The 14283-nt window shown below is 50.1% G+C and carries 14 protein-coding genes; 6 read left to right on the forward strand and 8 right to left on the reverse strand.

Features of this window, described 5'->3' with window-relative positions:
• Positions 1 to 371, forward strand: a 371-nt coding sequence (locus H8K47_RS10490; RefSeq protein ID WP_186881360.1) for an IS66 family transposase, incomplete at its 5' end; no start/stop codon positions are given.
• A 25-nt stretch (positions 372 to 396) separates the two neighbouring features.
• On the opposite strand, the gene H8K47_RS10495 is transcribed toward H8K47_RS10490, so the two are convergent.
• A complete protein-coding gene (locus H8K47_RS10495) occupies positions 397 to 882 on the reverse strand; it encodes a hypothetical protein (protein ID WP_186881361.1) in 486 nt (161 codons plus the stop codon).
• A gap of 608 nt (positions 883 to 1490) precedes the next feature.
• Here H8K47_RS10495 and H8K47_RS10500 point away from each other — a divergent pair.
• A complete protein-coding gene (locus tag H8K47_RS10500) occupies positions 1491 to 1766 on the forward strand; it encodes a phage integrase N-terminal SAM-like domain-containing protein (RefSeq protein WP_186881362.1) in 276 nt (91 codons plus the stop codon).
• A 122-nt stretch (positions 1767 to 1888) separates the two neighbouring features.
• The gene (locus H8K47_RS10505; RefSeq protein WP_186881363.1) at positions 1889 to 2929 is read left to right on the forward strand and encodes a hypothetical protein; all 1041 of its coding nucleotides are present in this window, start codon (positions 1889 to 1891) and stop codon (positions 2927 to 2929) included.
• A gap of 372 nt (positions 2930 to 3301) precedes the next feature.
• On the opposite strand, the gene H8K47_RS10510 is transcribed toward H8K47_RS10505, so the two are convergent.
• Both H8K47_RS10510 and H8K47_RS10515 read right to left on the reverse strand, forming a co-directional pair.
• On the reverse strand, positions 3302 to 3706 hold the full coding sequence (locus H8K47_RS10510; protein ID WP_186881364.1) for a hypothetical protein: 405 nt from the start codon (positions 3704 to 3706) through the stop codon (positions 3302 to 3304).
• Positions 3707 to 3791: 85 nt separating this feature from the next.
• Positions 3792 to 4274, reverse strand: a complete 483-nt coding sequence (locus tag H8K47_RS10515; protein WP_186881365.1) for a GNAT family N-acetyltransferase — start codon at positions 4272 to 4274, stop codon at positions 3792 to 3794.
• A 105-nt stretch (positions 4275 to 4379) separates the two neighbouring features.
• Between H8K47_RS10515 and H8K47_RS10520 the strand changes: the two genes are divergently transcribed.
• Positions 4380 to 5366, forward strand: coding sequence for an integron integrase (locus H8K47_RS10520; protein WP_186881366.1), 987 nt, complete (start codon positions 4380 to 4382; stop codon positions 5364 to 5366).
• A 132-nt stretch (positions 5367 to 5498) separates the two neighbouring features.
• Here the strand turns inward: H8K47_RS10520 and H8K47_RS10525 are convergent, their stop codons facing one another.
• Positions 5499 to 6227, reverse strand: coding sequence for a hypothetical protein (locus H8K47_RS10525; RefSeq protein ID WP_222612772.1), 729 nt, complete (start codon positions 6225 to 6227; stop codon positions 5499 to 5501).
• A gap of 288 nt (positions 6228 to 6515) precedes the next feature.
• On the opposite strand from H8K47_RS10525, the gene H8K47_RS10530 reads away from it, so the two are divergent.
• Entirely contained in the window at positions 6516 to 8603 is a 2088-nt protein-coding gene (locus tag H8K47_RS10530) for an esterase-like activity of phytase family protein (protein ID WP_186881367.1), read from the forward strand.
• Between the two features lie 81 nt (positions 8604 to 8684).
• On the opposite strand, the gene H8K47_RS10535 is transcribed toward H8K47_RS10530, so the two are convergent.
• Complete coding sequence (locus H8K47_RS10535; RefSeq protein WP_186881368.1) at positions 8685 to 9707, reverse strand: zinc-binding alcohol dehydrogenase family protein; 1023 nt, start codon at positions 9705 to 9707, stop codon at positions 8685 to 8687.
• Positions 9708 to 9907: 200 nt separating this feature from the next.
• Here H8K47_RS10535 and H8K47_RS10540 point away from each other — a divergent pair, with 200 nt between their 5' ends.
• Positions 9908 to 10834, forward strand: coding sequence for a LysR family transcriptional regulator (locus tag H8K47_RS10540; RefSeq protein WP_186881369.1), 927 nt, complete (start codon positions 9908 to 9910; stop codon positions 10832 to 10834).
• A 662-nt stretch (positions 10835 to 11496) separates the two neighbouring features.
• Here H8K47_RS10540 and H8K47_RS10545 read toward each other — a convergent pair.
• From H8K47_RS10545 to H8K47_RS10555, 3 genes are read right to left on the reverse strand one after another with little or no spacing between them, the layout of a single operon-like run.
• Positions 11497 to 11925 (reverse strand): hypothetical protein, encoded by a 429-nt coding sequence (locus H8K47_RS10545; RefSeq protein WP_186881370.1) that lies wholly within the window; start codon positions 11923 to 11925, stop codon positions 11497 to 11499.
• Complete coding sequence (locus tag H8K47_RS10550) at positions 11925 to 13052, reverse strand: methyltransferase family protein (RefSeq protein ID WP_186881371.1); 1128 nt, start codon at positions 13050 to 13052, stop codon at positions 11925 to 11927. The genes H8K47_RS10545 and H8K47_RS10550 overlap by 1 nt, the downstream gene beginning before the upstream one ends.
• Positions 13049 to 14212, reverse strand: coding sequence for a zonular occludens toxin domain-containing protein (locus H8K47_RS10555; RefSeq protein WP_186881372.1), 1164 nt, complete (start codon positions 14210 to 14212; stop codon positions 13049 to 13051). The genes H8K47_RS10550 and H8K47_RS10555 overlap by 4 nt, the downstream gene beginning before the upstream one ends.
• Between the last annotated feature and the right edge of the window lie 71 nt (positions 14213 to 14283).

Consider the following 14283-nt stretch of genomic DNA (forward strand, 5'->3'; position numbering starts at 1 on the left):
TGGAAGTTTGGCTGCGCAACAGACTGCTGACACTATCGACACAATCCGAGACCACCAAGGCCATCAACTACATGCTCAACCAGTGGCATGCGTTGAACTATTACTGTGAAGATGGCGTGGCCGAGATCGATAACAACATTGCCGAGAATGCGTTACGGGGTTGCTGCCTGGGCCGCAAGAACTTCCTGTTTCTTGGGTCGGACAGCGGTGGTGAGCGAGCTGCTGCCATGCATAGCCTGATCGGTACAGCGAAGATGAATGGCATTGATCCGGAAGCCTACCTACGCTATGTGTTTACGCATATTGCAGACTATCCGATCAATCGTGTAGCTGATTTGTTGCCTTGGAATGTCGCTGATCGTTTGGCATAAAAAGCAGCCTGAGTCAGACTTCGCGTTAAACAACAAAAGTCAATGACGGTGCTGGTGAGGTGCTTACGTCTTTGACGAACGATGCGGCCGTTGATGCTAAAGCTGCTCGAATTATTGCATCCAGTGCAAGAGGAAGTAGTTGTTTCGTTTCAGGTACGAAGACAATGCAGTCGAGTCCATCTAGTGCTTCGCAGAACCTAGAAAGAAATGGCTCCAAGTCTTCATTTAGGTTCATTCGAAGCTGGATTCCTTCAATATGTCCGTGCTCGATCCACAGCTGGATATCAGTTCGTTGCTCGTCACCCCACGCAGTTTGATTTTCGTGCCAGGCTTTGCGTCTGCCAAGAACTTTGTCGAACGCTTCATCGAAGCTACAGCGATCAATAGTCAAATCCATCCATGCAATCGAGCTATCAAAATAGTCATCACTGGAAAGCAAACTTACGTTACCGGCGTTGGCAGTGGCCCAACTTTTTGGGACCAGGCAGGTGGTGAATTGCCAAACGGCCATTTACAGAATCGCCCAACGTTCGAATTAACGGGCGCCGCCAGGCGTCCCGTTGAATGAGGGGTTAGGAGAGGGCATCGAGAACATAAAAACCGCCCCGGTATTTCATGTGTGACCATTGAGTAGAGCCTTTTGCATTGATTGCCAACGAGCTTGGCTGAAGTATTCCGGCCTAGGACCGATAGGATGTGTCTGCGCATTGAGAGGACATGTCAAACTCATGCCCCCGATCTTGGCTGTTCAGTCCAGATGGTAGCTCCCGGGTGATGGTCCTCGACCGTATAGATCGCACCTTGAAGTACATCTAAAGACTCCCCTTGCAGTGGATAGTTAAAGCGAGACACCGATGAGGAAACAGCAAGCGACTCATACTCGGCTTCAGAAACGGCATCCGAGCCACACCAAACGTCACCTCCAATGGCTGATGCTAACTTAATTGCTTCGCGGAGGCCATTTGGTGAAATCGCGAGAAATACAGTAGGCATGGAAAGCTCTCTTTGACTGGGGCATAACGTTTAGTATACACATGTGCAGGTGTATATATACTCAGTTTGCAATGGGTGTATATTAAATGTTAATACTCTATAAATCAACGCTTTAGGTGATGCCTTATGGATAGTACACCTGCGCACGCTTCTTCATCGCCAAAATTACTGGATCAGTTGCGGGCTCGAATACGTTTGCGGCATTACAGCATTCGTACAGAGGCGCAGTATGTACACTGGGTGCGGCGCTATATCTTATTTCACGGTAAGCGCCATCCCAGAGAAATGGGCGCGGGGGAGGCGGGGAGTCAATCCGTGTATTGCTGTAGTAGACAGCATCAACCGGTTGAAAAGTTGCTGCAATGGGCCATGAAGCGTGCGGTGCAGGCCAGGCTTCATTAAAATGCGGCACAAGTATTGTGAATTTTCATCGAACAGGACTTTGACTCGTATCCAAATCCAACTTGAATGCTCGCAAGTTATTTGATCAATTTTTTTTACGGCTTTTTATGCAGGCATACTTATTGGAATTACGCAAATACCTGCGCTACGCTCAAAGTTTATTGCGCAGTTCAGAATGGAGCGTCACCCGTTTTACGGGTAGCTTAAGGCAAACCGATCAGCCTTTGAATGTATTGTTCTATGGTTCCAGCAACTTATTAGCCGATGCGTTTTTGAATCCCGGCTATCAGCAAGAGTCCTTGGGATTTTTTCAGCCTTTACGCTTGCAAGCAGCAATGCAGCGTTATGGTTCCGCTGATGTAGTCTTGACTCCGCATCTGCCTTGGCAAACGCGTCCAACATTGCTGTTGCCCGACTATTTAGAGGCGATCCTGCCGCTGCCAGCCAGCATGGAGAGTTTCATGGCCCAATTGCGCGGCAATACACGGCGTAGCGTACAGCAGGCATTGAAAAGCGATGTCTACTTTGAAGAAGGCCTGAGCTTAGACGACTATCGTGAATTTCATACACAAATGTTGATTCCTTATTTGCGTACACGTCATGGCGAACATGCATATTTGGATACGCTTGAAAATCTCTATGCGCAAGCTGAACGCTCGCATTTGATTTTTGTTACGCAAAATGGACAGAGATTGGGTGGCTTTCTATTGCTTAAACCGCGTATTTCAGGGGTGACATATTTCAATAAATTGGGCTTACATCCAGCGGTGTATGCGGACAAAGAGCGTATGCGTCAATTGAATGCCTTGTTGTATTACAAGATGATCAGCCTAAACATAGAGCTAGGTTTTTCAGCGATTAATCTGGGTATTACGCCACCGGTGTTTGGGAATGGCATAGTTTGGTATAAAACCAGTTGGGGAGCACACTTCACGCCCAACGCAGATTTACATCGTTATGCCTTACATATCGCTGAATCCAGACGCTCAGACATACTTAAGCACATGCAAGCCGTGGTGCAAGTCGAAGCAAATCAATTATGGGTCAACTTGACGCACAGCGATGGAGTTGAAGAAGACATTAAACGCCATCGATTTTCAGGCTTGAGGCATGTGGTCCTGGTTGATGAACAGGGGCGACCAGAGAAACGTAGTTTGGGATGAAAAACGCGCCGCAAGTTGGCGGCCCGTTGAACTGAATTTGCTGAATTAGCTCATTTCACACCATCCTTTTTCTTGGCGCGCGGCTCCAACGGCTCAACGTCGTCGCCACTAAGCAAGTCAGAAAGCTCTTCGGGCGAGAGTCGCTTCATCTTCTCCTCGACCTTACGATCGTAATTTCTATCATTCGGATCCCACCCCTTGTGCGTACTGCTGTGCGAAAAGGCTCAACGCTCCCGCCAACTTAGTTTTTTTGTGTCGTGTACCTAGAGGTTCTTAATGCCTCGACTGAACTCTAACGTTTGACGTGAGGGGTCGCCGTAGCGGCGAAGCCGCGAAGGGAACCCACAAGCGCGGTCCCTCTCGACGGAATTGTTAGCTATTTGCTTCAATGCGATCAATGACCTTAACGCTTGAACCCTTTGGACAGAAAATTTTCAGTGTTTCAGAGTGCGAATTCATCGTTCCCCACTCTCGCGCAACGCTCCAACGAGGCATTTCGTCCGAAACTTCACTGGATGGACTGACCGCGAATGACCAGTGCCCGCTGTAAAAAGCATGGATGAAAATTCCTTGTTCTTCTCCAGGGGCTGAAATCTCAAGCGTTGAAACGTAACCACCGTCTTGAAGCTTTGGGTGACTTGTAACGTTGAACTCATTGCCTTCGCCAGCAATGCCTTTGCAGCAGATCATACGATCACTAGCGCCCCAGAAAACTGCAGGAGTGCCTGTCGGCTCATGGGCTTTGGGTGGAGTATCTTTTGACTTACCGAAGAACATGCATGCTCCTGAGGTCTAACGTTCGACGTGAGCGGCGGCTTTGGGGCCGCGCAGCGGACTCATAGACGTCCGCTCGACGGAGGGGTTAGGCGGCCGACGGTTGTAGTGGCTTCTCCATGACAACGCAGTCCATAGAGAAGCCTCGAGGTGACTGGTACTTTGCATCGCGGACCTTCGCGAAACCTTGCCGAATATAGAACTCAACGGCGTTAAGTGTCGCTTCCAGATGGAGCCGCGGCAAGCCATCTTGAAGCGCCATTCTTTCGAGGAAGGTAACCATCAAGCGCGCGAGACCCTTCCTCATATGAACTGGAGAAACGAAGATTGCATCGAGCTTTCCCGTTGCTCGGTCGATTGATCCGGTTGCCACGATCTCACCGTTGGCTTCCGCGACGTAAAACGATTCCGCAATGACTCGAGCGAACTGCTCTGAAGGAACGTCACCTTCTGTCCAGAGACTAATGATTTCGGACGAATAGCTGCGGGAACACTCAGCGCGGATCGCGGCGTTTCTGAGGCGATGAACCTGCAACGCATCGCTCGGGTCTGCCTTTCGGATGGAATACATAGACGCCTAACGTTTAGTATACACCTGTGCAGGTGTATACTCGGTTTGTAATAGGTGTATATTAATTGCTAATACTCTATAAATCAACGCTTTAGGTGATGCCTTATGGATAGTACACCTGCGCACGCTTCTTCATCGCCAAAATTATTGGATCAGTTGCGGGCTCGAATACGTTTGCGGCATTACAGCATTCGTACAGAGGCGCAGTATGTACACTGGGTGCGGCGCTATATCTTATTTCATGGCAAGCGCCATCCCAGAGAAATGGGCGCGGCTGAGGTTGAGGCGTTTTTGAGTCACCTTGCCGTCACCGATCATGTCGCTGCCTCGACACAAAATCAGGCTTTATCGGCTTTATTGTTCTTGTATCGTGAGGTACTTGAGCTGGATTTGCCTTGGATGACTGAGGTGGTGCGTGCCAAGCGTCCTGCGCGGCTGCCTGTCGTGTTGACAGAACGTGAAGTCTTTGCGGTGTTGGAGTGTATGCAGGATGTGTATGGTTTAATGGCGCGCTTGTTGTATGGCACTGGCATGCGGCTGATGGAGTGTGTGCGCCTGCGGGTGAAAGACGTCGACTTTGAACGCTGTGAAATTGTGGTACGTGATGGGAAGGGGGCGAAAGACCGGGTGACGATGTTACCTCGTCGTATCGTCCCTTCCTTGCAGGCGCATTTACGGTGGCGTCGTCAGTTGTTTGAGGATGATTTGGCCATTGGTATGGCTGCCGTGTATTTGCCCGATGCGTTGGCGCGTAAGTACCCCAATGCATCAACAGAGTGGGGCTGGCAATATATTTTCCCATCCGGTAGTTACTCAGTTGATCCGCGTAGTGGTGTAACGAGACGGCATCACCTGGATGAAAAGTTGCTGCAAAGAGCCATGAAGCGTGCGGTGCAGGCCAGTAAGATCAGCAAGCCAGCAACACCTCACACGCTCAGACATAGCTTTGCTACCCATTTGTTGCAACGTGGGCAAGATATACGCACGATACAGGAGTTATTGGGACATGCAGATGTGGCAACGACGATGATTTACACCCATGTGCTAAACAAAGGTGGACGTGGCGTCGAAAGCCCACTCGATCACTTATAACTCTCCCGCGAAGTACGCCACGGCCCTGAAAAAAAGTTAAGGCACCTGACAAACCAGGCCACCTGAGCTGCCCCGGTTTATGATTGCGTAGGTCGCTGTTTGTGCCGCAGGCTAGCGAAGTCCAGTGCAGGCTTAATAGCGTTCCATGATGAGCTGGGTTTTCAGGGAGTCTTCGGCCACGAACCAGCCGCGGGCGATCAGGTAGGCTTGTAATTCGTCGTGTTTGGCCGATGCGGTGGTTTCGCTTTTGGTCTTGAACGAGGCTTCGACGATGTAGTCGAAGCCTGTGCCGGAGGCGCTCAGGATGGGCCAGACTTCGATGTAGAGGGTCATGCCGCTCCAGCTACCGACTGAGCGTTTGGCCAGTACCGGGCCGTATTTACGCGAGTTATCGAGCATGGACAGGCCCCAGCCCGGATACAGCCAGTTATTCATTTTGCCCGGCACATTCTTTTTGAGCAGGCTGCGCGCATCGCTGTTGGATGGCAGGTCCATGCCGCTGTAACCGGCTTTGCTATCCGTCTTGCTATTAGTAATACTCAAGGTTTTTTTCTGATAGCCCCACTCGATCTGGGCGTCGTAATTCTTATCGGATGCGTCAAATCCTTCTGCATTGGCCTTGTACAGGGCTTCATTGATATTGCCGTTATCGATGGCGTAGCGTTTTTTGTAGCTCAGTTCAAAATCCTTGTCGCCCTCGGTTTTGCGTATGCGCGCGATCCAGCCATTGTTATAAATTTCTTTGCTATTGGTATCCATGAACTGCACATTTATTTTGGTCACGCTGGTGGGCATGTTGAAGGTGGCCAGTACTGTGCTGTTGAGTTTGTGGTCAGCATCCAGCACGACATTCGGGTTCATAAGTAACTTGACTTCGTAGTCGGGCACCATATTGCTGGCGGCGACAGCAGGGCAGAGTGGCAGCGCGACGTTGAGCGCTAAGCTCAGCGCGGCGCTGTAAAGAACACGGGGGGGAAGCAGAATTCAACATGGTAGCGACTCCATAGCATGAGGAGCGCACACTGTAAGAGCCTAAGGTGACTTGGCGATGACAGGGCAATTTGGCTTTGTCATCGTAAGGTCATCCAGTCAAGGTACATTGCGGGCATTCATTTCTGTGCAAACTTTTCTACTCTTAAGGTTAATCAAATGAAGCAAAGCAGCAAGACCCTGATGTTGAGCAGCCTGGCCGCTGCCACACTGCTGACGGCCTGTGGCAGCAACAATTCAAGCACCTCTAACAGCACGCCAGCTACACCGCCTGTTGCGGTGAATGGCGTATTTCTGGATGCCGCAGTAGAAGGCCTGGACTATACGGCAGGCGCAGGCAGCAAACTCAGCACCACGGCCAATGGCGGATTTAGCTGCAATCAGGGTGAAACGGTTACGTTTTTTGTTGGCGGTGTCACACTGGGGTCTGCGCCATGCGCTGCCAGCATCACGCCACTGACACTGGCATCATCCACCAATGTGATGGATGACAATGTGGTCAATCGTCTGTTATTCCTGCAATTGCTGGATGAGGATAATGATACGGCGACTGGCATCAAAATCCCCGCAGCAGTTAAAACAGCACTGGCTTCACAGACGCTGGATTTCAATGCCGGTGCCACTGCTTTTAATGCCGCGCTGACGGCAACGCTGGACAAGCTGCCTGCGAATGTACAAAAGCCTGGTGTGGATGCCGATCGCCGCACCCTGGTACGTGAGCATTTTGAAGACACCCTGGCGTCCAAACTGGGCGCACCTGTGGTGCATACCGTGACCCAGACCAATGCGCTGGGCAGTATCAGTGCCAGCGTCACCCGTTATCAGATACAGGCTGCAGATAATTTCTTCGTTCCTTACGAAGGTAGTAATGCTGCGGTCAAGGCGGCGTTTCCTAAGGGTTTCCTGCCTTCTTATGGATCTGGTCTGACTTTCAAAGGCAAGGCGGCCGATGGCTCGCTGGAGTTTTACGGTATCACTGACCGTGGCCCAAATGGCGACGGCCCTAAGGTGCCGAACTCTGTCGTGACGCCCGGTGCAACTGGTAGCAGCGATGCGAAATTCTTTCCATCGCCAAGTTTTACGCCTTCGTTTGGTCTGATCAGCATAGGAAAAGACGGCGCAGTGCTGAAATCAAGCACGCCGATTAAGTTCAGCAGCACTATCAATGCGACTGGCTTATCTATCGCCGCCGGTAAATTGGGTTCGACCGCTGAGGTGCCGTTGAATGACGCCGCGCGTTTTGATCTAAATAGCAAAACGACGTTCAGCGATTACGGCCTCGATACCGAATCCATCGTCTATGACGCGGCGCGCGGTGTGGTGTGGGTGTCTGACGAGTACGGTCCTTTTATTTTGAAGATCGATGTGAATACCGGCATCATCCAGAAAAAATACCAACCAGGCAGCAATGCAGGTGATTTGCCTGCGGTATTGCTGAAACGCCGCGCTAACCGTGGCATGGAAGGCCTGTCGCTGGAAGTAGCGAGCGGCAAGCTCAACGGTTTCATACAAAGCCCTTTGGATGATGGCAAAGCCAGCTACGTCGTGCCCGGCGCCAGTGTCGCGACCAATGAAAGCATCAAGGATTACGCGAAATTTAACCGCTGGGTCGAGTTTGATCCAAGTACTGAAAAAACAAAACTGTACGCCTATCCTATCGACAGCACGCAATACAGCGCAGGCAAAACGGGTAACGCCAAACTGGGTGACATGGTCTCGCTGGGCAATGGCAAATTCATCGTGATCGAGCAGGGCACAGATCCAAATGGCAAAGCCTTCAATAAGCTGATGCTGGTTCAGGTTCCAGCCAATGTGACGGATATTGCAGCCATGGGTACCGATCTGGAAAAGAGCAGCATGACCGGTGCAGCAGTGAATGGCGTCAATTTCGCAAACATTGTGCTGCTTAAAAAGACGCAGTTATTTGATCTGAACAATGCAGGCTGGCTGGCAGAAAAAGCTGAAGGCTTGGCTCTGGTCGATGACTACACCCTGGCACTGACCAATGACAATGACTTTGGCATGAAAACCGTCATCGTTGATCCTAACGGAGTGATTATTCCGGGGGCTGATGTCACGAAATGTACAGTTGATGCGAACGGCGCACTGACGACGACCGCCGGTGCCTTGGGCTGTACCGCTGGCAACACCATGCGCGTTGCGCGCGGCGCAGATAGCGAGCGTCCTAACCGTATCTGGCTGTTCAAGTTCAATAAAAAACTGGCGGATTTGAATACGCCATCCTGATACAAACCATTTTTTTGAGAAGCCGCTGACTGCAATCAGCGGCTTTTTTTGCTTTTGCAAATCCTGATGCATCAACAGTGCTTATTCAGCAAAACCTTCCAGCACAATTTTTCCGCGTGCTTTGCCGCTTTCCAGCAGTGCATGTGCACGTTTGAGATTACCCGCATTGATATTACCGAAATGCTGACCCAGCGTGGAGCGTATGACGCCAGCGTCTATCAGCGCGGCCACTTCCGTCAGTAAGCGATGCTGCGCGAGCATATCGCTGGTCTGGAACAGCGAACGGGTGAACATGAATTCCCAGTGTAGCGAGGCGCTTTTACGTTTCAGCTTCATGACGTCGATGGGTACAGCCGGGTCATCAATCAGGCTTAGCTTGCCTTGTGGGGCAATCAAATCAGCCAGTTCCGCATAATGCTGGTCGGTCTGGGTCAGGCTGGCGATATGGGTGACTGGTCCTAATCCAGCTTCCTTAACTTGAGCAGCGAGAGACTGGCTATGGTCCAGCACATGGTGGGCCCCAAGGCTTTTCACCCACTCTTTGGTTTCTGCACGGGATGCCGTTCCGATGACTGTCAATGCAGTGAGCCTGCTAGCCAGTTGCGTCAGAATGGAACCGACGCCACCGGCTGCGCCAGTGATGAGCAGCGTTTCATGCGTAGTACGTTTTCCTGGCAAGACTTGCAGGCGGTCAAATAGCAATTCCCATGCGGTGATGGTGGTCAGCGGCAGGGCGGCGGCCTGCGCAAAGTTGAGCGACTGTGGCATGTGTCCCGTTATTCTTTCATCCACCAGATGCAACTCTGCATTGGCACCAGGACGGGAAATATCACCTGCATACCAGACGCGGTCACCAGGTTTAAACAGGGTAACATCCGGCCCCACAGCCTGAACAACGCCAGCCACATCCCATCCCAGTACTTTCCACTCACCTGGTTCCGGGCTTACGTTGGCACGCACCTTGGCATCGACAGGATTGACAGATATAGCGCGTACTTCGACCAATAAGTCATGCCCTGTTGCAACGGGGGCGGGCAGTGTGATGTCGACCAGAGAATGCGGTTCGTCTATCGGTAAAGCATGTTGATAAGCAATGGCTTTCATAAAGAGTTCCCAAAAATTTAGTAGCTAAGCTGTCGCATAAAACAGCGGTTTGACTGAAACGACTGACGCCGGAGGAGGGCGGAATTGCGCTGGTTCGCTTGCAATTCGGTCGCGGCATCAATCAATGTGTACATTATCCTTGACTAGATTTGTTTGATAAATGAGGATACGTATGAATTACTTACAAATGAAATTTGAAAATGATTAGTCTGCGAGATCTGGAAATTTTTGTTCGTACGGCGCAGTCCGGCAGTTTGAGCGCGGCTGCACGGATGTTTGACCTGTCACCAGCCGCTGCCAGTGCCTCACTGAAACGGCTGGAAGAACATTTGGGCATGCAATTGTTTATACGCTCGACACGCAGTCAGCGCCTGTCCTATGAAGGCGAAATCTATCTGCGTCATTGCCAGGAAGCACTGCAGTTGCTGACATCCGCACAAGAAGCACTGATCGTCGGTAAAACCGTGGTAAAAGGCAGCCTGCAATTATCTATCCCTTCAGATCTGGGGCGTAACAGCCTGTTGCCGTGGCTGGATGACTTCATGGACTTACATCCAGACTTACAATTGCGCATACAACTGTCTGACCGGATTGCTGATTTGTACAAGGAACCGGTGGATATCTCTATCCGTTATGGCGAATTGTCCGACTCGACGATGGTGGCGCTACCCTTAGTTGCCGACAACCGACGGATTTTATGCGCATCGCCCCAATATCTGGCCCAACACGGCCGGCCAGAATCACCGGAAGAACTGGTCAATCACAACTGCCTTTGTTTCATGCTGGGCGACTACGTGCACGATAAATGGCAATTTCAGCGCGAACAGCAATCGGTGATAGTCAGCGTGCGTGGAAACCGTGTTGGCGACGATGGCGACGCGGTACGTCGTTGGGCTTTGGCCGGGCGTGGCATTGCCTATAAGTCAGAACTGGATGTATGGGAGGACCTTCGCCATGGACGCCTGATTGCATTGTGTGAGCAATGGCAAGGCGAGGCAACACCGTTGCATTTGCTATGCACTGACCGCAGGCAGCTTAGTCCCGCAGTGCAGCTACTCAGAGAATTTCTGCTGAATCGTTTTCAGACGATGCGGATGGTTCATTTTGTTCGCGGAGGCACGTTGTAGGTTCGGAGGGGAAAACATCACCTAATCAGAACATTGCAAGTAATGACTCCTTTAAAATCAATGACTTAGAAAAATAAAGCGAGAACGTAAGGCTTAAACATACTTTTTATCGAATAGGTGTTGCGGTAAATTTCTGGGATGGGCGTGATTCTGATAATTGCCTATATTTCGCATAATTTATATTATGTTAAATGGACTTCGTAAGTATCTGAGCAAATATGCATCAAAATATAGAGCTAAATTGTTAAATGCAGTAAGGACAGTTCTTGCCCATTTTGCAGCGAAGCCTGCAACACTGTAAAAGGTCGAGAACTTCTCTTTTTGAAACGCCTGCCTCGAGTAGGCGTTTTTTTTGCGCCTCAATTTTCCGATACGCCTTGCGCCTTGGTGCATCACCAAAGCGCCATTTTCTGGAGTTCCTAACTATCCAATAATGCGCCCGAATTATTTTGTAAATTTGTTGTTTTTCTGAGACGGATAAATAGACATATCCAAAAAAATCTAACTGCTGCATATAAAAACCGCTGGGAATAATTTACCGCTGAAGGGTCTGCAACTGGGGGGCTTTACCTGAGTAACGAACACGGACAAAACGCTTACACGGTGTGCCCGCTAAAAATCCGGCACCCGCCCTAAGTCGGGCGGCAACCGGACGGATTTTTCTATCGAAAGGAATTAGTGCTTCGTGGAATAGCCGGATATTTTGCGCCAGCCTGCGACTGTCGCCGCTTGTACGTTGCAATAGCTGCGGAAACAATCAGCATTAATGAAAGAGCTACCACGGCGCATAATTGCTCGATGCCGGAAATGTAAGACGGCGTTTTAGGCACGTCTACAACCAGCTCTTGCGGCAACTTAAGCGCGACAAAATTATCGGCATAATAATCAAAATGCAAACGATCATCAAAATATAAATAGTTAAAATGAAAAGACGGTGGGGACTCATAAACCATGACATATTTTTGCCAAAACAATCCCTTCTTGGCCTGAATAGCTTGCATTTCTGATCGCACGTTCATGCTACTCAGTATTGAATCAACACATTCCTTACGTTGGCTTTCATGCTGTTTGAAGCATTGCTCTAAATCCATCAAAACACCTTCGGAATAAATCTACATTTGACCTGACCCATATAAAACTCATATTCAGGATCAGTTCTTAACAAGTGTTGTTCTTCAGTTATCGCCCGATTGTAATAAACCCAAGTCCAGAATACCAGCGCAATCAACGGATAAAGCCAATTACCGCCAGCCCTGTAAGTGTGGATTGCTGCACCTATCGAAAAAAGCCACCACGCGCCGTTTTTAGCGGCATAGGCAGGATGGCGGACGTATTGGAATAACCCTGTTGTCACAATGCCGCGACTTGTGAGATTAGATGCTTTAGCACCCAGCGACACTGAAACAGACGCATACAAAGCAAGCAGGAAAAGCGCGCCGATATTTAATGCAGTGTGTAGCCCACCAGCGTATAGCAACCCATCAAACGGCTTAACGTATTCGTCGTAATGCGTAGTGAAGAAATTGCCAAAAGCGCTATTAAAAGGCGGGTAACAGATCAGGCAAAAAAACCACCCGCGCCAAGTGTTTTCAACAGACTTTATCTTTGAACCCAAGCGCTCAGAGTCAACCAGATAACCAACGACAAACGGCACTATGTCAAAAAAATAGATGTAAGCCAGTGCAAGACCGCAGAGAAACTGCGGAAAATCCTTGATGAACAAGGAACGATCGAATTCAGGCAACAACACCCAGCGGATCAGGTCAGCAGTGCGGTAATTTACTGCAGCAACATGCGCGATAAAAGCATCAAGGATGAAGGGCACGAAGAAGAATTTTAAGGCGCTGGCAAGCATCGCCTGATGCTCTTCGACCGAGACTGCACCCAAGCGCGGAAACAACGCTTTAGCTGCACCTGACCAGCTCAGCGCGGCCTTAGATAGCCCCTTTTCTTCGATCAGAAAATACGGTACTAGCGCAACCGCAAAAACGACGACGAAGCCGCGCCAGAAGCCCCGCGTATAGATGAATATATCGAGCATATTTTGCCCATAAGCTGGCCGCCAATTGTGCGCAAAATGTTGAATATGAAAGCCGCTAAAAGTCGTGTAAAACCAGTAGCCCAGCAAAATAAAGGCCATCGTTGACACATAATTGACAGCAAATTGTTTGATTGAATCAGCATCAAATTGACCCGTTTTCATCAATTGAGAAATCATAAAGCCCCCTTCGGTTTTGTGTCTGTCCTGGCTTCGGCTGATCTGCCGCTAAGCCGCTTTATCTCTGGATTGCCAAGCGCGACCCATTGCCCACCCTGCTCTGGTTGCGCCTCTACTCGCGGTTCTGGTCTAGATTCCGGCTTGGGCTCAGCCTTTGCTTGCCGGATAGGTTCTTTCTTTTCTTCCTTGGTGCGCTTGCTGCGTTCAAAGTCTTCAAAAAAGCCATGCTTAACGATATCGACGCACATATCATGCGGCACAGGTAACGGAGTCGCCTGCTGAGTAAAACACTTGCAACCGCCGGATGAAGTTGACACGCAGCCAGCAGGTACAGGAACCTCTACAGGCTTTGTCAAGTCGTCATAGCGTGGTGCGGTGTGTTCCAAGCCCTCTACACGGGCTGTTTTCTCGAACACGTATTGTTTCGCGTCGTCTAACGCCTCTTTATAGGACACCTTAGCGCGGGCACCAGAGCCACCAGACGGCGGCAACTGGTTTTGCGGTATGCCTTGCTGTGCCTGCTGTTCTACCTGTCCGCCCTGCCGCTGTTTGTCCGTAAAAACCTTCACGTACCAAACAGCGGCAACAATGAAGACCGGAACCAGTACCATGAGATAAACGCGCATAGGTACTGACTTTTTGACGGTATGGACTTCAGCACTTTTGTAGTACGCATATGCTGATTTGTCGTACTTCCAATGGTGCTTTATCGAGTCAGCGCGACCTGCTGGCTTGTCGCAGTTCTCGCGGGCTGATGCCCATTCATGAATGGTTGCGCGTTCTGCGCCCCATGTCCTGATGACGTGCATATGCTTGCCGACAAGCCGCCTGATCGCTGAATCGGCCAGCAAAGGATGCTGTGTAATCAGCACAATATCCAAACCCTGATGCCTATGCGTTTCGAGCTTAGATACATAATCTGGCGGCTCTTTACCAACGGAACGCGGACGGAATACCGTCTGGCATTCATCGATCACGATGATGGAGCCAGCAGGACATTCAAACCACTTTTGCGGGTCTATTTCTGTCCACGGTAAAGCCAAATCTTTAATGCCAGAATAAAAGACCGGACGGTTATCTTTTTCAGCCCATTGCTTCACATAGCTTAGGGCGTACAGTGTTTTGCCATTGCCAGGCAAACCAGTCACCAAGGTAAGCATGTCATCGTTTCCTTAACAGTTGAGTTCTAATCAGTCTTTCGATTACTTCAGATTTCGTCAGGTCTTTGAAT

The sequence above is a fragment of the Cognatundibacterium rugosum genome (assembly GCF_014284365.1).
In the GTDB taxonomy this organism is placed as follows: Bacteria; Pseudomonadota; Gammaproteobacteria; order Burkholderiales; family Burkholderiaceae_D; genus Undibacterium; species Undibacterium rugosum.

Bases quoted from the DNA above. Each gene is read 5' to 3' on its own strand.
- H8K47_RS10510 (WP_186881364.1), bottom strand. From the start codon at position 3,706: ATGTTCTTCGGTAAGTCAAAAGATACTCCACCCAAAGCCCATGAGCCG.
- H8K47_RS10550 (WP_186881371.1), bottom strand. From the start codon at position 13,052: ATGATTTCTCAATTGATGAAAACGGGTCAATTTGATGCTGATTCAATC.
- H8K47_RS10515 (WP_186881365.1), bottom strand. From the start codon at position 4,274: ATGTATTCCATCCGAAAGGCAGACCCGAGCGATGCGTTGCAGGTTCAT.
- H8K47_RS10555 (WP_186881372.1), bottom strand. From the start codon at position 14,212: ATGCTTACCTTGGTGACTGGTTTGCCTGGCAATGGCAAAACACTGTAC.
- H8K47_RS10495 (WP_186881361.1), bottom strand. From the start codon at position 882: ATGGCCGTTTGGCAATTCACCACCTGCCTGGTCCCAAAAAGTTGGGCC.
- H8K47_RS10500 (WP_186881362.1), top strand. From the start codon at position 1,491: ATGGATAGTACACCTGCGCACGCTTCTTCATCGCCAAAATTACTGGAT.
- H8K47_RS10530 (WP_186881367.1), top strand. From the start codon at position 6,516: ATGAAGCAAAGCAGCAAGACCCTGATGTTGAGCAGCCTGGCCGCTGCC.
- H8K47_RS10520 (WP_186881366.1), top strand. From the start codon at position 4,380: ATGGATAGTACACCTGCGCACGCTTCTTCATCGCCAAAATTATTGGAT.
- H8K47_RS10535 (WP_186881368.1), bottom strand. From the start codon at position 9,707: ATGAAAGCCATTGCTTATCAACATGCTTTACCGATAGACGAACCGCAT.
- H8K47_RS10545 (WP_186881370.1), bottom strand. From the start codon at position 11,925: ATGGATTTAGAGCAATGCTTCAAACAGCATGAAAGCCAACGTAAGGAA.
- H8K47_RS10540 (WP_186881369.1), top strand. From the start codon at position 9,908: ATGATTAGTCTGCGAGATCTGGAAATTTTTGTTCGTACGGCGCAGTCC.
- H8K47_RS10525 (WP_222612772.1), bottom strand. From the start codon at position 6,227: ATGAACCCGAATGTCGTGCTGGATGCTGACCACAAACTCAACAGCACA.